Here is a 19,759-nt window from a genome sequence, read left to right on the forward strand (position 1 = left end):
GGAAGAGAATATGAAAAAATTAGTTGGCATACTTTCTATATTCGTAGCAATCGGACTTGTAGTCAGTTTTGTTGCAGGTTTTATGAGCAATATTCCTGCTGCTGTTCCAGAATCTTCTGTTGTTGTTTATAAAATAATGACAAGCCTTCAGAACTTTGGAAGATATATTCCTGGTGTTGTGATAACAGGTTTTGTTGTAAGCTGCTCAGTGCATTTTGGTCGTAATCCGGAAGGAAGTACAGAACGTTTCTCAAAGGCTATGATGGAACGTTTTAAGATGGTTATGATTGTTTCAATTTCGATTGCTTTCTTTTTGACTGTATGTTCTGAAGTATTAGGCCTTCTTACTGCAAATAAAAAAGCTTCGATTATAAATCGTCCTAAAATTGTTAATGATTATATCAATGTTGGAAACAAGCTTTTTGATAACGGCTATTACGAGCGTGCCATGAATTATGCAGAAGCTGCTCTTAAACTCAGCCCGAATGAGAAAAATGCAATCAATCTGAAAGATCGTGCTGACGTAGAGATTAACCGTGCCCGTACTTCAAATATCCGTTTTAAGCTTTATGAATCTGTTGAAGAAGCTGAAAAGGTAGATCGTGTTGTAATTGATGCAAAGCAGATAAATGAGGTTTATCAGTTATATGAAAAAGCTCAGTCGGCCTTTGATAAAAAAGAATGGTTCAATGCACATTATTATTCAGAACTTGGAATTAAGCTTGCTACTCCAAAGGATCCGAATCTTGAAGAATTGAAAAAGCTTTCTACAGCAGCCTGGAATAATCTTACTGAATATCATAATCTTGCAAAAACAGAAGGGCAGTTAATTTTTGAAAAGAAGTATCAGGGATATCTTGCTCTTGTTCAAAAAGATGATTTGAAAGCTTATTATATTTTCCGCGAGCTTTATCAGTCTTCGCGCGAAATGCAGTCTGATCCGGATGTTGTTTTCTATCTTGAGATTGCTGAAAACCGTATCAATGAACGCAGTTTCTTTGTAGATGAAACCTTCGAACTTAAGAGTTTTGAAAGCGCAAATGATATTTATTTTGCCTATGAATATGCAGACGGTTCACGCGATATTGTCTATTTTAAGGGAATGACAACAGTTGCTTCTACCGGCAATTCCATTCAGTATCTGCGTGGATTAACTGTAGTTTCTATAAGCCGCAATGGTGATGTTTTCAGAACAATGACGGTTCCTTATGCTAAGGTTCTTCCTGTTTCTGTAAAAACCCTTACTCCAACTACAAAGGCTCTTATGGGAATTGATGACAGTATTGACTGTGTTCCATATATTCTGCTGAAGTCTGTGGGTAGAGACTCCCCTGATATTCATAATGAACCGCTTTATACATATCAGAATGGAGAAACTGCAACGACACCAGAGTATCTGCTGCTTTCAATTCCTTATGATGATTTCCTGCTGCTGGAGCGTTCAACTTCAACCCCGGAATCTATGTCATTGCCTTCTTTGATTAAGCTTGTTCGAATGGCAGAAAAATATGGTTTCTGTACTGAGGTTTACGGTCAGTCACTTATGAACAGAATGTATTTCCCGTTGTGGATTCTTGTGATTTTTGTTCTGCTCGCAGGCTTCGGCTGGAATAACAGAATTGATGTGAACCAGTATTTTAAGTTCTCGTGGGCCTTTGCCTTTATTCCGTTTATTCTTATTTCGATGCTTTTCAATAAGATGATGATGTTCCTGTTCCGTCTCATAAACTACGTTCTGTTAGGTGGACTTGGAATTTCAGGCGGTATGATAACAGGACTAGTCCTTTACATCATCATGTTGATTTGTGTATCCGTTTTGTTTGTTTCAAGACATTCAAGAGTTTAATTCTGAATTATCTCTAAAGGAATTCCAGACTTTTTATATTCTCTTAATAAGTTCCGCTGTGCATGAAAACGGCGGAATATTTGTCTGTAAGACAGATGATCTCGGCGACGGGCACGTCTGAGTCGTGTAAGACGGGGAGCTGTTACAAACAGGATTTTTTCACAGCGGGCGAGAAGCTCCGGAGTCTTATAAAGCACGGTTGCATTTATAATTGTTTTTTTGTGTTCTTTTATAAAATCATCTATTTTTTTTGTTATGATAGGATACACAATTGATTCCTGAATCTTGAGCAGTTCTGGAATTGCAAACAGGAGCTTACCGAGGGAGCGTCGATCGATTGTGCCGTCAATTCTGGTAAGTTTGAGATTCTGCTGTTCGGCATAAGGAATAAAAGTGTCGAGGATTCGATCTTTTGCAATTTCGATGGCTTCGTGAACGAGAATATCTGCGTCCACGGATGCCCATCCATCTTTTTCCATTTGAGAACAGATATAGTTTTTGCCGGCGGCCATTGGGCCGACTACGGCGATTACCTGAGTTCCTGTTGTATTATCTGCTGTTGATGCCTTACTGCCTTTGTCGAACATTAGTGGAATTCTCCCCAGTTTTTGCCGTGTTCAATGCTTACGCGGAGCGGAACGTTGAGTTTGACAGCGTTTTCCATTTTATCTTTTATGAGCGCGATTGTTGCGTCGATTGTTGCCTGGCCGTCCGGACATTCAAAAATCAGTTCGTCGTGTACCTGAAGAAGGAGACGGGCTGGAGATTTTGATTCCTCGAGGGCGGCAGAAACTGCGAGCATTGCTTTTTTTACGATGTCTGCAGCAGAGCCCTGAACCGGTGTATTTACAGCGATTCGTTCTGCAGCTGATTTTTCTACCTTATTTCGGCTGTTGATTGCAAGAATTGGACGGCGGCGTCCAAAGATTGTTTCTACATAGCCTGTCTGTTCTGCTTTCTGAATTGTTTCTTTGATAAAGGCATCTACGCTGCTGTACATGCGGAAGTAGTTATCAATGAACATTGAAGCCTGTGTGCGGGAAATGCCAAGGTCGTTTGCAAGGCGGAATGCAGACATTCCGTAAATTACACCAAAGTTGATTGTTTTAGCGGTACGGCGCATATCCGGGGTAACGGCATCTGGCTCAACTCCGTATATGAGGGCAGCTGTTGCCTTGTGAACGTCTGTTCCTTCATTGAAGGCTTTGCACATATTTACGTCGTTTGAAAGATGTGCGAGTACTACAAGTTCAATCTGTGCGTAGTCGGCAGAGATCAGGACTTTTCCGTCTGGAGCTGTGAAAGCTGAACGGATGCGGCGGCCGGCTTCGTTTCGTACCGGAATATTCTGAAGGTTTGGTTCGCGGCATGAGAGACGGCCGGTGGCGGTTCCTGTCTGCACGAAATCTGTATGGATGCGGCCCTGGTTGTCTGTAAGCTTTGGAAGTGTTTCAACATATGTTGATTTGAGCTTTGCCATTTCGCGGTAGTCGAGAATCATGCGAGGGACTGGATCGAGGGCAGCGAGTTCTTCGAGAACGGAAGTATCTGTTGAGTAGCCGGTTTTTGTTTTCTTTCCGGCTTTGAGTCCGCGTTCTTCAAAGAGAACTGTCTGAAGCTGTTTTGGAGATGCAATATTGAACTCATGGCCAACTTCTTTGTAGATTGCCTGCTCGGCCTGTTCGATTCCTTCTGTGAGTTCCTTGTTGTAGGCGTGGAGTGTAGCGGTATCCAGATGGATTCCGGTGAGCTCCATGCGGGTGAGAACGGGGAGGATGGACATTTCGAGTGCGAAGAGTTCGTTTGTGTTCTGCTGTTTGTTATAGAGCTTGAGTGTAAAGTCGGCGTCTTCGGCGGCGTATGGTGCGGCTTTTTCGAGTGGAACGTCGGCGAAGGTCTGGCCTTTTGAGACGAGTTCTGAGAACTCAATTCCTTTAAGGCCGAGTACTGTTTCTCCGAGGAATTCGAGTGAGTAGCCGTTTTTGCCAAGTCGTTCAGGATTTTGAAGCCAGGCGTATATCATTGTGTCGTGAAGTTTTGCCTTTAAGATCTTATTGATGATAGTGTCTGCGTCTTTAAAGCCTGCTTTTCTGATGTTTGTGGCAAGAACTTTGAGGTCGAACTTGGCGTTGTGCATTACTAAGGTGATGTCTGCGTCAAAGAGGCGGAGAAGCTGTGTGAGTGCGTCTTTGAGAGGAACTCCAACAGATTCAGAGAAGAGATCTCCGCCGTCGCGGGAGATTGGTATGTATACGGCTTTTCCTTCTTCACAGCAGAGGGAGAAGCCGAGGATGTTTGCGGTGATTGTATCGAGGCCGTCGGTTTCGCTGTCGTAGGAAACGGCCTTTGATTTGAGAGCTGAATCTATATAAGCTGTGAGGTATGCTAGAGTTGTGAGGGCCTTGTAAGATGAAGTGTCGTTTTGGGTGATTGAATGAATAATCGAGTTCTCTGATGAAGGACAATCAGGCATAGCCTGATTGTGCGCATTTTGGTGGTCAAGCCTAAAACAACCCGCTGCCGCAGCTTGTTTTTTAACGGCTTCCCCATTAGAGCGGGGGAAGACTTCCCCTCCTGCCTGTCCATTTTCAACTCCAAGAGCAGCGTAACTTTTGGCTACGGCCGGAACACCGAAGCTCATGAGGAGGTCGGCGGCGGCGTGGTAGTTGAAGGTGTATTTGTCGGAATTGATGGCGGCGTCGATGTCAGGACACGGAACGGTGTCGCAGAGGCGGACGAGGTCGCGGCTGAAGTAGGCATCTTTTTTACCGTCGGCGAGCTTTTTCTGCATTGCGCCTTTGATTTCGTCGATGTGGGCGTAGATGCCGTCGAGGTCGCCGTAATCGCCCAGGAGTTTGGAAGCGGTTTTTACGCCGACTCCGTGAACGCCAGGAATATTGTCGGCGGTGTCTCCATAGAGGGAAAGCAGGTCGAGGAGCTGAGGAGGCTTTACACCCCATTCGGCTTCAACGCCTTCTATGCCGGTTACCTTCCAAGTGTTGGCGCCTGTTTCGGGTTTCATAATCTGAGTGGTTTCGTCTACGAGCTGCATGAGGTCTTTGTCACCACTGAGGATGCGGCAGGTGCGGCCTGTTTCGCGGCACTTGCGGGCTACGGTTGCAATGATGTCGTCTGCTTCGTAGCCGTCGCACTGAAGAACCGGGATTCCGAGGGCTTTGAGGGTGTCGCAGATCCACGGAATCTGTGCGTGAAGATCTTCTGGAGTTTTTGGGCGGGTTGCCTTGTACTGGTCGTACATTTCGTGACGGAAGGTTTTAGTTTTGCTGTCCATGGCTGCAACTATGTAACCTGGCTTGTAATGTTCAAGGATAAAATGAAAGTTTCTGAAAAAGCCGAAGAGGGCCGAAACGTTTTCGCCGCGCGGATTTGTAAGCGGGCGGTTTATAAATGCAAAATAGCTTCTGAAAATTAAGCCATAACTGTCTAATACGTATACTGTTTTGTCATCAAATTCCATGAGAACATTTTAGACAAAAAGAGGGCTTCAAACAAGGGTACTTTTCATCTATTTTTGTAGACAATATTTCAATTTTTTCTGAAATGGCGGTGTATAATAATATCGTACAGGAGATTTTTGTATGATTTTTTATGTAAACGCTAAAACTAAGAAAAATGGAAACGGAAGTAAAGAGCTTCCTTTTAAGACTATATATGAAGCTGCACAGCTGGCTAAGGCGGGAGATGAGGTTATTGTTGCGCCTGGTATTTACCGCGAGCAGGTTGTGCCTCGCTTTGGCGGGGAAGAAGGGCAGCCTGTTGTTTACCGTTCGGAAAAGCCCCTCGGTGCGGTAATTACCGGTTCTGAGGTTTTGAAGGGCTGGAAAAAATATAAGGGTGATGTCTGGACTGCTAAAATTGATAACAGTATTTTTGGCGGTTACAATCCATATACAAGTTATGTCTGTGGTGACTGGTATTTTGCACCTACGGTTCGTCATACCGGCTGTGTAGTTTTGAATGACAGAATGATGTATGAGACTACAAGTCTCGAAGAATGTCTGGCTGGTAAGGCTGATCCATGTGCCTGGAATCAAAAGGAATCTGAGTTCAAATGGTACTGCGAGCAGGAGGGTGAGGCACCGGTTCCTCAGTACAATGCGGATGGCCCTTATAAATCTGAATATATAATCAATGCACAGGCTAAGGAAATTAAGGCCGGCCGCTATACAGTTTTCTATTGCAACTTTAAGGGGCTTGATCCTAACAAGCAGAGTGTAGAAATTCTTGCCCGTCGTAACTGTTTTATGCCGGAAGTAAACGGGCTTAATTATATTACTGTGCGTGGTTTTAAAATCTGTAATGGTGCAACTACCTGGGCTCCTCCGGCTGCCTATCAGGATGGTCTGATTGGACCTCACTGGAGTAAGGGTTGGGTATTCGAAGACCTTGAGGTTTGTAACAGCCGCTGCTGTGGCATTTCTCTTGGTAAATACCGCGATGATGAAAACGATATGTACTTTTACACTAAGCATCTTAAGAGTCCTACTCAGATGGAACGCGATGCAGTCTGCCGCGGTCAGTATCACGGCTGGACAAAGGAGAATATCGGTTCTCATACTGTTCGCCGCTGTCATGTTCATCATTGTGAGCAGACTGGTATTGTTGGCCGTATGGGTGGAGTTTTTTCTACAATCGAAGACTGTCATATTCATCATATCTGTAATTCTCAGCAGCTTGGTGGTGCGGAGACTGCTGGAATCAAACTGCATGCGGCTATTGATGTGGTAATCCGTCGTAATCATATTCATGACTGTATTATGGGTGTATGGCTGGACTGGGAAGCACAGGGTGCGCGCATTACTCAGAATCTGATGTACAATAATGAACGGCCGGCTGGACGCGAGGCTGCGCAGGGAGCAATGTTCTCAACTGATGTGTTTATTGAAGTTGGACATGGTCCGACAACAATTGATAATAATCTTTTACTTTCTAAGGTTTCCGTTACGATTCCAAGTGAAGGAATTGCTGTTGTTCATAATCTGATCCTTGGTTCTTTCAGTCTCATCAATTCCGGTGTAGACAGTATTGTAAATGATCAGAGAGAGCCTCGTTATACTCCATACCATATCCGCCACCGTACAGAGGTTGCCGGCTTTATGACAATTCTTCATGGTGATGACAGAATTTACAATAATATTTTTGCTCAGATTGCTCCAATCACTGATAAGGAAAAAACTGCTGCAGCTACAGATTATGAAGTAGTTGGAACAGCTCCGTTCGATATCTTCCCAACCTATGATGAATGGATCAGTAATTTTATGATGGACCGTGAACCTGATATGGGACTGCTTGCAAAATATCATTTCGGTCATCTTCCTGTATGGCTGGGCGGCAATGCATATTTTAATGGTGCAACAGTCTGCAAGCATGAAACTGATAAGCTTGTTGGTGATAAAAAGAATAAGGCTAAGATTTCTTTGAAGGGCGGTGTTTTAAAGAATAATCTTGCAGAGCTTATTGGGGACTATAAGACCGGCATTATAACAACTGCTGTCCTCGGCGCGGCTTTTGAGCCTGAGCAGAAATTTGAAAACCGCGATGGAACCGATATTATCTTTAATGAAGACTTCTTCGGAAACCACCGCGGTTCTCATGCAATTCCAGGTCCGTTCGCAGAGCTTGCGGATGAAATTGCAGTTTTGTAATTAATTATTTTCGGCAGCGATCAAGTGCGGCTGTGATATTATCGAAGATATTTTCACGGCCGAGTGTGTCTGCCATTCCTGTTTTTTCAAGCAGTAAGTAAGGCTGTGTGTGAATACCGCTGATTACGATTGTAATTCCCTTGCGGTCACATGCGGCCTTACACTGTTCAAGAGCCTTAATTCCACCGGCATCAAGATAAATTGTGTTTCTCATGCGGAGTACGAGATACTTACAGTCTGTGCGTGCGCGTTCTGTTGCAAGCTCGAACTTGCGTACTGTACCGAAGAAGAGTGGTCCTTCAATTTCGTAAACAAAAGTCTGAGGTGGAATGTCGAGGTTTTCTTCCGGCTGATCAACCTTGATACCGCCGGTAAGTGTTTCTCTCTGATTCTGAACTTCAGAAAGATCAATCATCTTCTTGATGAAGAAGAAGGCAGCAAAGCCAAGTCCAACTTCAATAGCAACTGTAAGGTCTACAAATACTGTAATAAGGAATGTTACAACAAAAACACAGATATCTGATTTCTGACCTTTAAGAAGTGCGCGGATTGCAGGGAAGCCTGCCATATTCCATGCAACATTGATAAGTACTGCTGCGAGGGCTGCCATTGGAATGTAAGCGGCATATTTTCCTGCAAATAGAAGAATAATCAAAAGTGTGATTGCGTGGATGATTCCGGCAATCGGAGTTTTTCCGCCGTTCTTGATATTTGTAGCAGTACGGGCAATAGCACCTGTAGCTGGGATTCCACCGAAGAGAGGGCTCGCGATATTTGCGATACCCTGTGCAATAAGCTCTGTGTTTGAATCATGCTTAGAACCAATCATACCGTCTGCAACTACAGCAGAAAGAAGAGACTCAATAGCAGCGAGTACTGCGATTGAAATTGCTGTAGGGAAGAGTGTTGTGATTGTTTTGATGCTGAGGGCTGGAAGCTGTGGCTTTGGAAGTGTATTTGGAATTACAAAGTGCTGTGAGCCGTCTGCAAACTTTCCGATTGTGTCTGTGTGAAGTCCTGCAGTTTTTTCAAGGATGATACTTACAACTGTTGCAAGAATGATTACAACAAAACTTCCAGGAATCTTCTTGATAAACTTAGACCAGATGAAGATGAAGGCGAGACAAACTGCTGCCATGATTGTTGAGTAAATATTGATTGTTGCAGCTGAGCGGATGTATACGATGATTTTTGGAAGGAAATCACCTGGCATCTTTGAATACTCTTCTCCAAGAATCATCATTGGAGTTGAGAAGTCCGGGCGGAGTCCGAAGAAGTCTCCGAGCTGACCTGCTGCAATTGTAACTGCAATACCTGCTGTAAAGCCTGTAACGATTGTGTAAGGAATAAACTTTACAAGACCACCCATCTTAAAAGCGCCGAGAAGAATCAGAATGATTCCGGCCATAACGGTTGCTGTGGCAAGTCCTGAAAGTCCATACTGAGCAACTACTCCGTAAACGATTACTGCAAAGGCACCTGTAGGACCGCCAATCTGAACGCGGCTTCCGCCAAATGCAGAAATACAAAAACCTGCGATAATTGCGGTAAAAAGTCCCGCAGCAGGATTCACTCCCGATGCAATGGCAAATGCGATTGCAAGTGGAAGGGCAACAATACCGACGATAACACCGGCGATGAGATCGCTCACAAAAGTCTTTGAATTATAAGTCTTGAGCGAATTAAGTAACTCTGGTTTAAACATAGTGAAATGATTATACCGAGTTTACAAAAGAGTGTCATTCTATCTATGTCATTGCTTGCGAATTTGGAAAAGTGATGTATACTTGAAATATGGCTAATTCAAACGTAACACAGTTTAAAAAACGTGGAAGCGGTGTGCTGATGCATATTTCTTCGCTTCCTGGACCTTTTGGAATCGGTACCCTTGGTAAAAATGCATATAAGTTTATAGATTTCCTTGCGAAAGCAGGGCAGAGTTACTGGCAGATTCTGCCGGCTTGTCCTACCGGTTATGGTAACTCTCCTTATCAGAGCTTTTCTACCTTTGCAGGAAATCCTTATTTTATAGATTTTGATTTACTTAAAAAGGACGGACTTCTCTCAAAAAAAGACTACGATGGAATTGACTGGGGTGCTGATCCGACCTGTGCAGACTTCGGTCTTCTTTATGTAAAGCGTAATGAGCTTTTTGCAAAGCTTCAGGATAATTTTGAAAAGAAAACTCCGGAAGATTACAAGGCTTTCTGCCGCAAGAATAAATTCTGGCTTGAGGATTTTGCTTTGTTTATGGCTGTAAAGGATGCTCACAATGGTGCTTCTTTTATGGACTGGGAAAAGGATATCCGCCTTCGTGAAGAAAAAGCTGTGGCTGACTGGAAAAAGAAGTGCGCCCGCCGCATGGAATATTACAAGATGCTTCAGTATCTCTTCTTTAAGCAGTGGAAGGAGCTTCGCGCTTATGCGGCTTCTAAGGATATCAAAATAATAGGTGATATTCCGATTTATGTTTCTGCCGACAGTGCTGATGTTTGGACTCATCCGGAAAACTTTTTGCTTAGCAAGAAGGGTGTGCCGCTTGAGGTTGCAGGCTGCCCGCCTGATGCCTTTACCGATAAGGGACAGCTCTGGGGTAATCCGGTTTATAACTGGAAACAGCTTAAGGAAGACGGCTATGGCTGGTGGAAGCAGAGACTTAAGGCCAGTCTTGAGATTTATGATATTTTGCGTATTGATCACTTCCGCGGTTTTGAATCTTTCTATTGTATAAAGTATGGTGCGGAAGATGCTAAGAATGGTAAGTGGCGTAAAGGACCTGGAGTTGATTTATTCAAGGAGGTAGAGAAGGCTCTTGGAAAGGTTCCGATTATTGCTGAGGACCTTGGATATCTTACACCTAAGGTTCATAAAATGCTTAAGGACTGCGGCTTCCCTGGAATGAAGGTGATTCAGTTTGCCTTTGGTGGAGACAATACAAATACTTATCTTCCTCACAATATTCCTGAGAACAGCATTGTATATACCGGCTCACACGATAACGACCCGATCAACGGCTGGGTTGAGTCGGCTAGCCCGGCTGAACTCGACCACGCAATGAAATACTTCAAGCTTACCGACAAATCTCAGATGCGTGAGACCATGATGAAAGCAGCTCTTGAGTGTAAGGCCTTCGTGTGCATTCTTACTATGCAGGATCTTATTGGTTTGGGCCACGAAGCACGAATGAACTTCCCATCATCGGTTGGTGAAAACTGGAAGTGGCGTGCAACTGAAGAGCAGATTACTGCGGATGAGGCTAAATGGCTGAAGCAGGCAAGCAAGGCTGCCGGACGTAACTAGAGATGAATCTGTGTGTCGCGCTCGATGACTGTCTGTCGGGCGTGCTCCAGAGTTTCGTAATCAGCAAAAATATAAGTTGCCCCTTCTGTTCGAGTAATTGCAGTGTAAGCAATCTGACGGTTCAAAAGCGGATGACCGATTTGCGCCGGCAAAAGTACAAGAATTGCCTTATAGCCTGAGCCCTGCGATTTATGGATAGTAATGGCGTAGGCGGTTTCAATTGATTCTTTTGGGAGCAGATGAAGAGGGTAGAAGATGTAACTGCCCTTCTGAAAAATACCATGTTGTACTAACGAACGGTCGTTAGTGGTTTGCTGCCCCGCTGTGTCTGAACTGTTTTTTATTTCCTTTTTCACCATCAGATATTTTAGCCCGTTGTTTTCTACAACAATTCCAGAGTCTCCGTTATAAAGACAGAATATTGCCTGGTTCTTTGTCAGCATCAGAAGCTGGCCGGTAAAGTAATCGTCGTCTGCCGGCAGATTGTATTTTTTTATAATACTCTCACAAATCTGATTGTTGATTGTTTCAACGCCCTGAAGACCTCTGCGTTCGGCACAAAGAATACGGGCTTTGCTTGCAGACTGCCAGAGCGCATCGAGTTTTGAAGGATCGAAATCTACAGAGGCGTCGCGGGCCTGCTGAACGAGGTTTTCATAAAAAGCCTGGCTCCATGAGGTTATTATTTCTTCAAGTTGTTTTGTACGCACTGTAAAACTTTTCTCTGGTACAAAGGTTGTAACCGGGAAATCTCCCTGAGGTATGCTCGTGAAGCTGTGGCTGTTTTTCCACTCGTTCCAGTTTGTAAGAAATGCCAGTTTTTTGTCGAGACTGGAATCTTCCTGCATTGCGTTTTTAAGCCGTCCGACATCTGAATTGTCATTAAAGCGGCTGGACTGCTTAAGCTCTGCAACACTACTGGTCTTTTTTGCTAAGAGTTCGCCAAGAACTGCACCTGCCTGAACGGAAGGCAGCTGGTCTTTATCTCCAAGAATGAAAACCCGTGCACCTTCTGGAATTGCTTCGAGAAGGGAACTGAAGAGAGTAATATCAATCATACTTGCTTCATCAATTACAAAAATCGATTTCTTTTCAAATTGATTTTCTGCGTTATAGCGGAAGCCGTTGGTTGAAGGATTAAAACTGAGAAGGCGGTGAATTGTTGAAGACTGGGCACTGTTAAGTTTTTCAAAAACTGTACGAGCTGTGGTGCGCTGCGGGCCTTCGGGAATTGCATTAAGATTCAATCGTGCAAGTGTCTCAGAAATACTTTCCTTCATGCGGTCTGCGGCTTTTCCGCTTGGGGCTGCAAGGAACAGAGAATAATCCATGATATCCTTTGTAAGAAAAAGCTCCCACAAAAGATAGCAGACTACAGTTGTCTTACCGGTTCCAGGTCCGCCGGTGATAATGAGGTTTTCATCAAGGCCGCGGAGAATTGCGTTTATCTGTTCGTCTTTAAGGATCATTGGAAGCTGAGTTTCGCTGCCTGTAAGATTCTTAAAGTATTCCCGAATATTCTGCTTTTCTTCTTCAAGAGGAGAAATTGTGTTGTGAGGCATTATCAGGCTGATTCTTCTTTCTATATTGATTTTTGCCTTATAATACTTTGCGGCAAAAAGCCATCCGGAATCGATTATAAAAGGTTTTGAAGAGTCAGAATATGAAATAAGATTCGGAAGTTTTTCTGTGGAAATCTGAGGTAAGCCTTTTGTAATAAGGTCTGCAAAATATTTGTTATCTTCTTCCTTCTGTGAAAGCCGTCCTTCCTGAAGCAGAAGTCCTTCCCATTTTTTCTGCCATTTATCTGTAAGTTTACCTGCTGCTAATGGAATACAGATGTTGCCGTCATCGAGGAGAGAAAAATAAATGCAGATTACGGCGAGCGCTTCAAAGCTGACATCGGGTTCCAGCTGAATTAGAACATCAAGAACTTTTTCCCAGACGGGAGTGATGCAGTTCATGTCGGAGAGTTTTTTGATAAAATCTTTGAGTTGTTGTTTATCTGCTTTCATGTTCTGCTCCCATTATTTTCTTAAATGCGTTTTCCAGTTCCTGCCAGCTGTTCCAGGTTCGTGCATAGATTCCGCTGCAGGTGTCTGCATGACAGCCTCGGACGTAGGCGTAATAAATTCCGCCGAAATGATTTTCGAATATCTGTGCTTCGGTCTCATCCCTGTAGAAAGAAGCAAGCCATTTGATGAGGCTATAGGAATATAAAACACGCTGAATTGAATAGCGGTCGTCGGTGTGTGTCTTGAGAAGTGTACCGTCGGAATATTCGCCGGCTTCGAAGGTGTCGCTCTTCCAGTCGAGGATGGAGTAGAGGTCGCGGCCGCCGACGTTGCGTTTGAAGACGAGGTCGATAAAGCCATTGCAGTAATTTTTTAATGCACCGGTGATATCGCCGTCTGTGGTGACGTCGGCCCCCGCGATTATGTCGGCGTTCATGTTGAACTCGGCTTCGCTGATCCGGTCTTCGGCTGCGAGTTCGCTGAGTTTAAAATAGCGGCCGGTCTGTGTGCAGCCGGTAATCTCCGGAAGTTTTGCGTTGAGGGTATTCCACAGGAGGGCGGCTGTATATGTGAGCCACTGATCTGGATCGTTCTCGGGGATACTCAAGGTCTGCTTCTCGAAGCAGGCCGTTATGAGACGGCGCAGTCCCTCATCATCCTGTGATGCAGAAAAATCAGCTTTTTCGAAAACTTCATGAAGAGCAATACCTAGCTTTGTTCCTTTAGGGAAATTATAAGGTGCAGTTACTGCTGGCGGGCAAACTGAATCTGAGTCAGGGATTACAATATAGGAAACCGGATTTGCTGCCAGATCAAAGAGCGCAAGTGAAACCTTCTGGTCTTCTGTGCCTTCCTTATCTGCTCGTCCACCATTTTCTGTCATGTCTTCAGCGGCTGACTTTTTATGAGAAAGAGAAGAGTAGGAATGCTTATGAATAGAGAGAGTCGGAACTTTTGACGAGAGTTCTTTAGTAACTGCCAGCTGTTCCTCTTCTGAGATATCCTGTTCTAATATCAGCCCGGCGTTTGTTTCATCTTTTGATTTTTTGAATTCCTGAAGTATTGCCAGAACATCTTCTTTCAGTTCATCAAATTTTTTATCATTTTTTGAAATGCTTCTCGTAAGAGTTTTTTCTTCTTCATCTTTTTTATCAGAAAGAGCTGTTATGTTATCATTTAAGAAATTATAAATACCGTCTTTTACGTCCTTGTCTCCTTCTGATTGCCAGATATCATAAACAGGAAGCATAAGAATGGAAGAAGCACGTGTGTATGCAACATAGAAAAGTCGTTCTCTTTCAAAATCTTCTTCTGTCTGGTATTTCGTTTTTCCGTAATCACAGAAACTCAATTTTGCATTTCTGTTTTCATCATGATAAAGCCATGCACATGGTCCCTGTTTATTTCTTCCTCTTAAACCAGCAGGAACGATAACAACCGGGAATTCAAGACCCTTTGACGCATGGATTGTCATAAGTTGAACACAGTCAAAATCAGTTCCCTTTTCTACAATGTCACCATCATCAATAGAAGAATCCGATGAGGTCGAAAGTCGTAAAAGGTGCTTGCTTAAATCTTCAAGAGAACTGTCGGTTTTATACAGATAATCAACAGCGTATTTTCCAATCTGGCGGATTTTTGTAAGCGACTGCATCTGACCTAAATCGGAAAGCCGGTTTTCTATATTTGTAACTTCAAAAATATTTTCAAGAAGCTTTGCCCATTTTCTCTGACGTGAAAGTTCCTGCCATTGAATTATAATCTGTCTTTGTGGACAGGAAGGATTATCGAATTCTTCGCTTTCAACAGATTCAAGTGGAATACAGAAAAAATCTGTAAAAAGAGCTTCACTTAAAATTGCTCTTTTTTGTCCTGTAAAATCTTTTGCGGTTATTGCATTAAACAGAGAAATCCATTGAGTACATTCTTTTCCTGCAAAAAGATTTGCATCCTTATAACGCAGAGACGGGATACCGGCTTTTTTTAATGCCCTCTCAATTTCTGTATATTCAGATGAAGAACGTACTAAAATTGCAAAATCATGAAAACTTACATTGCGAAGTTCAGAACAGTTACCAGTCTCGTCTTCCTTATCTTTGTCGAAAACCTGGAGTTTTGTTTTTCCGTTTTCAAAAGTACAGCAGTCTATAATCTGCTGAACGGCAATTGTGGCAAACTCTTCTTCTGTCGTTCTCTGTTCAGTGCGGCCTGCTATCCATACCGGCTCTATGATTTTTCCGCAGTATTTTGCAGGGGCTTTTTTATGAGAAGGTTTTGAATCAGAAAAGGTTATTCCGGAATCCAGACTGAAAAAAGGAGTGCTGTTATTTTTAGTCTGAAATAAATCATTACATCTTTCTACCATTGAATCAGTTGAACGGTAGTTTGTGGCAAGATAATATTCTCCGCCGCCATTTGCAGCGATTACCTTAATGGCATTTTCATAAACGTTTACATCTGCTCCCTGGAAGGAGTAAATAGATTGCTTTGGATCACCTACCACAATAATTACGTGATCTGAATCTTCCATAAAAACGGTTTTGAAAATGTCCCACTGCTTCTGGTTTGTATCCTGAAATTCATCGATGATAGCGTATTTATATTTTTTCTGAAGCTGCTTTTTAAGTGCTGACTCCGGCTGACAGACAGCTTCGCGTACGCTTCTGAGCATATCATCGTAGCTCTGCATTTTATTGTTTTCTTTTTCCTTCTGCCAGGCTGTGTAAAGATTTTTGAGTTGAGAAATATAAAATTTCTTAAGTGGAAGCGTAGACCTTTTCTCAAGAAGCTTTTTATATGACTCTTTTAGATTCTTAAAATACAGAAAGACTTCGGCGATTTCTTCTCCAATCCATCTCTCCTGTATGCTTCTTCCATCAAAACCAAAATTGTGATTTTCACTGATATTTGATAAAATCGAGTTCTTAAAATCTTCAGCTTTTTTTGCATAAAGCTTTTCATTAAGTTCTGTCCAGGCTTCTTCAAAGCCCTGGATAATAAAAAGATCTTCTATTCTTTGTGGAGCTGTAACCTGTTCAAAAGTGGCAAAAGAGAGTGGTGTATCTTCAAAGAAAATAAAATTGTCTTCATCAAGCTTTACAATGCTTTCAACTTCATCATGCTGATAATCAAGATAATATTTTGAGAGCGCCTGTTTGAAATCTCTTTTAAGATTGTTTATGAATGTAGATTGTTTTTCTGCATCTACAAAAAGCTGTTTGAAATCTGAATTGTTTTTCAGTACGTCTCGAATCCAGCGGTCAATAAAATCATCAATTGCGTCATCATCAACAAGAGAAAGAGATGCACACTGATTTGCAGTAAATGAAAATTCACTGAGAGTTTTCTGACAGAATGAATGAATTGTAAAAATTGCAGCATTGTCTACATCTTCATCAGGACATTTTGCTCTGATTCGGTCGCGTAATTCTCCGGCTGCTTTTTCGGTATAGGTTACGACAAGTATTTCTTCAAGCCTGACTTTTTTATCAATGAGCTTTTTTACGATTCCGGTAATGTTATAAGTTTTTCCGGTTCCTGCAGAGGCCTGAATATACATGGATTCTGTAATGTCAGAATAATTATCTAAATTAAATTCTTTAAGTGCCATTCTATTTTCCCCTGCCTGTAGTATTCGAAGCACTCTGTGCTATGTATTGAATCAGTTCTGCCTGATGAGCCTTTGCTGTCTGCCACTCTTCTGCAAATTTTTCATGAGAGTAGCCGATGTCTTTGTCTAAATCAAAAAGTTTTCGTTTTGAAAAATACTGCCATTCTCCGTTGTTATAAGAATCAATCAGTTTATTCTTAAAGTTCTGGAACGAAAGCTGTTCATCATCATTTTTCTTAAAATCATTCTGAACAAGTTTTGCAGGTGCACTTTTATTAAACCGTGAAATGAACATTGCATTATAGATTTTGTTCAGAATAGCTCGCGCAAACTCTGGAGTGGCTTTGTATTTCTGATGCTTAATCTTTGCCTGACCTTCCGAGAGAACGGCAGCATTCAAGGTTATGCTGTATTCACTGGTGTCGCTTTCTGGTTGTGAAGCGAGCAGGAGAAGTGAAGTTATATAACCGGTAAGAACGTTTTCTGAATTTGAAAGCTCAAGTGTATTGATAATTTTTGTCTGATTAAAATCTTTGTTGTACCAGGCAAGTTCTCCGGAAATAAACCAGTTTTTTGGTGTGATGCCTGGAAGCTGCTTAATCAGAAGCATTGTATTTTCATTAAAGACAAGATTGCTGGTGAATGAGCACGCCTGTATTGCTTCAAGAATTGTTTTGCTGTTTTTCAGAACTATCTCGGCAGCTTTTTCTCCAAAGAAATCATCAGGAAGTGCATTATGAATATTCAGTTCAAAGGAAATGCTTTCTGCTGTAATTGTGTTTTCATTTTTGAGACTGGATTGAATATATGACTTTCTGATATCAGAACTGACTTTTGCATTCAGTGCCAAAGGTTCAAATTCAAGCTGCTCTTTTTCTTCCTCATCATAATTGTTGTTCAGTTTCTGATTAACCATAAAGATAAACGGTTCCTGAAGAAAGGCTTTCATCTGGCCTATTGTTATGCGGTCTGGAAGTGCAGATGCAGTGTCTGATGCAGGAGCAGAGTCTTGTGGAATTGCGTTGTGCTGCGATTGTTCTCCGGTTTGCGTTATTTCGTTATCGCTTTCCTGAAGTTTGATGAAATTTTTCTTGTTACGGAATTCACGCTGAGTATACAACTCGCTCCAGAAACGGTCTTCATCAATATTTATCTGAGTTTCGTAAATCTGCTTTTTTAATTTTTTGTTTAACGGATAAATTGTTTCGAATAAATCCTTAAGAACAGAAGACATAAAAAAGTCTTCATCTTTCTGAAGATTTTTATTTACGTAGCTGATAAAAAATCCTTCGCGTGCAGCCATGAGCTGGCAGAGGAAGGCGTTTTTGTTTTTCAACGGAATTGATTCGTCTCCTGACTGACGTTCGCTGTTCAGTTTTCTGAGATCAAGTTCGTTATCACTGTCTACGCCGGGGAAGCTTTTTGAATCAAGTCCCATAAAGAAAATATACTTTGCTGAGAGGACACGGTTTGATTCAAAGTTTGCGAAGGTAACGCCCTTTGTTAAAATATTTGCGCTGTGAAGTGTAACTGCTGCAGAACGGTCAAATAAAGCATTTGCAAAACAGTCTGAAAAAACTTCAGGTTCAGCGGTAAGCCGCTGTCGTTCAATTTCTTCTACAACATTCTGGAAAACAAGGCTTTCATTGTAAAGTCCATCCGGAATATTGTCGCTGAGAAGCAGCCAGTTTTTGAGAAGTGTTTCAAGCTGAGAGATGTCGTCAATGTTGAGTTTTTCTTTATCAGAATATGAAGCCCATTCTTCTAGTTCATCCACTACCTGAATAAACTTGTAAAGAGAATTGCTGTCTGCTGTGCTCATTGATTCATAAGGTAAAAACTGACAGTCGTTAGTTTCTGTGAGGTCTGTTGTGAGACGGGCAATCAGTAAACGGTTTTTAGCCTTCTGCCATTCTTCATGATTTTCGCGGTCGCGGTAAATATTCAGATTTGTGGCCCAGTCTGCCCAGTTAGAAACTTCTTCATCGGAAATATTTCGTACAGTCTGCACAAGATAATTATGCAAAAGTTCAAAAACATCAGTGCGGCACAGATAGCCTTTTTTGAGAATTCCAAAAAGAATGTGAAGTGCCTCTGCGGTCAGTGAACGTTCACCTGAAAAGTCTGCAATTGTATATGGAATGTAAGGAAAGTTTGAATCTGCAGCGTACTGGTCAGTCTGATCAAATACCTGTTCGATTGCAGTTTTATATTCCTGAATTTGAGGAGCAACAACGAGAATGTCTCCAAGTTGTGTGCCGTCATCCTGTGCCAGCAGTTTACAGATTTTTGAATGAACTGCTTCAATTTCACGAAGACGGGTAGGGGCACCGGTGAGAGTAAGAGAATTATCTTCTTCGGAATATTGCTCTGTTGTCAGCGTAGAGTTTTCTGCGATTGACTTTTGAATACGGTGGAGGATAGTGTCGGTTTTAGAATGTGAGACGCTGATGGCCAGGTTGTGAGACGGAGTGTCCTTTGTCCAAAGTTGAAGGTGCTCCCGGCCAAAAACTGCCCATTTTTCCAGCAGCTGATTTTCTTGATTTTCATCATCAGAAGTCTGGATAAAAACTTCCAGAGTATGCTCTTTGGAAAAGTCATTCAGAATGTTGCGGTAAATCTGACCAAGTCCGGAGAAACCGAAAATAAAAACAGGACGTTCGTTCGACCAGTTGAAAGCAAGTGAACCGTTATTTGTTTTTTTATTCTGTTCAGCAAGCTGATAAAGTGTTAAATATCGGGTATCTTTGATTTTAATTCCATCAGTTCCAATTACATCATCATAAAGCTTTTTCTGCCAGTGAGATTTTTCAAGTACTTCATTCAATGTATCTGGCCGGACATCTTCATAATCCATAAAAAGACTTGCAATTGTTTCAGAAAAATCATAAAGATGATTTGCGTTGATTACAGAAGAACCGCCGGTGATATAAGTTTCGACTTCTGGAGCGTTAAGAGTCTGAAAATAATATTTTCCTGAGGCACTTTTTTCTGTGAGCTTTTTAATAATGACATCACGCAGAAGTTCTACAGAAAGCTTTTCAACGCTATGGGCTTCAGTGCTTTGAGGAGTTACCAGATCAAAAAGAAACTGCTGGATTCGGAGGGTTTTGAGATTCATCAGAATGGAATTGCCGGTACCCTTGTTTTTGAGCCAGTGAAGCTTGAACCACTGCTCTGTCTTCGGGTCAGTAAAAACGACTGCCGGAGAACTGAAAGGAGTTTTCCAGTTTTCCATGATTTGTTCAGTTAATTTATCTGCAAGAAGATCAAGATCCCATGAAGTATAAACGTTTTTCATCCAAAGCCCCTCGTATATAGT

9 protein-coding genes are annotated in these 19,759 nt (G+C 42.3%); 3 read left to right on the forward strand and 6 right to left on the reverse strand.

Annotated features, from left to right (window positions below):
- Positions 1-10: 10 nt before the first annotated feature.
- On the forward strand, positions 11-1,846 hold the full coding sequence (locus BMY21_RS07605) for a tetratricopeptide repeat protein (protein WP_074642437.1): 1,836 nt from the start codon (positions 11-13) through the stop codon (positions 1,844-1,846).
- Here BMY21_RS07605 and coaE read toward each other — a convergent pair.
- Together coaE and polA are read right to left on the reverse strand one after the other, a co-directional pair.
- Positions 1,843-2,433 carry a dephospho-CoA kinase gene (gene coaE / locus BMY21_RS07610; RefSeq protein WP_074642439.1) on the reverse strand — a complete coding sequence of 197 codons (591 nt, stop codon included), beginning with the start codon at positions 2,431-2,433 and terminating at the stop codon, positions 1,843-1,845. The two genes, BMY21_RS07605 and coaE, sit on opposite strands and share 4 nt — an antisense overlap.
- Complete coding sequence (polA, locus tag BMY21_RS07615; protein ID WP_074642442.1) at positions 2,433-5,324, reverse strand: DNA polymerase I; 2,892 nt, start codon at positions 5,322-5,324, stop codon at positions 2,433-2,435. Before polA ends, coaE begins: the two co-directional genes overlap by 1 nt.
- 121 nt (positions 5,325-5,445) lie before the next feature.
- Between polA and BMY21_RS07620 the strand changes: the two genes are divergently transcribed.
- A complete protein-coding gene (locus tag BMY21_RS07620) occupies positions 5,446-7,512 on the forward strand; it encodes a right-handed parallel beta-helix repeat-containing protein (protein ID WP_074642444.1) in 2,067 nt (688 codons plus the stop codon).
- Positions 7,513-7,516: 4 nt separating this feature from the next.
- Here BMY21_RS07620 and BMY21_RS07625 read toward each other — a convergent pair whose 3' ends face one another.
- Complete coding sequence (locus BMY21_RS07625; RefSeq protein ID WP_074642447.1) at positions 7,517-9,217, reverse strand: SulP family inorganic anion transporter; 1,701 nt, start codon at positions 9,215-9,217, stop codon at positions 7,517-7,519.
- Positions 9,218-9,306: 89 nt separating this feature from the next.
- On the opposite strand from BMY21_RS07625, the gene malQ reads away from it, so the two are divergent.
- Positions 9,307-10,812 (forward strand): 4-alpha-glucanotransferase, encoded by a 1,506-nt coding sequence (gene malQ, locus BMY21_RS07630; RefSeq protein WP_074642449.1) that lies wholly within the window; start codon positions 9,307-9,309, stop codon positions 10,810-10,812.
- On the opposite strand, the gene BMY21_RS07635 is transcribed toward malQ, so the two are convergent.
- Genes BMY21_RS07635 through BMY21_RS07645 form a run of 3 tightly spaced genes read right to left on the reverse strand, consistent with a single transcriptional unit; the run spans position 10,809 to position 19,738 of the window.
- Entirely contained in the window at positions 10,809-12,827 is a 2,019-nt protein-coding gene (locus BMY21_RS07635) for an ATP-dependent DNA helicase (protein ID WP_074642451.1), read from the reverse strand. The genes malQ and BMY21_RS07635 overlap by 4 nt on opposite strands.
- Positions 12,814-16,437, reverse strand: a complete 3,624-nt coding sequence (locus tag BMY21_RS07640; protein WP_074642454.1) for a UvrD-helicase domain-containing protein — start codon at positions 16,435-16,437, stop codon at positions 12,814-12,816. The genes BMY21_RS07635 and BMY21_RS07640 overlap by 14 nt, the downstream gene beginning before the upstream one ends.
- A gap of 1 nt (position 16,438) precedes the next feature.
- Positions 16,439-19,738, reverse strand: coding sequence for an exodeoxyribonuclease V subunit gamma (locus tag BMY21_RS07645; RefSeq protein WP_074642457.1), 3,300 nt, complete (start codon positions 19,736-19,738; stop codon positions 16,439-16,441).
- Positions 19,739-19,759: the final 21 nt, after the last annotated feature.

The sequence above is a fragment of the Treponema bryantii genome, assembly GCF_900111035.1.
Classification (GTDB): Bacteria; Spirochaetota; Spirochaetia; order Treponematales; family Treponemataceae; genus Treponema_D; species Treponema_D bryantii_C.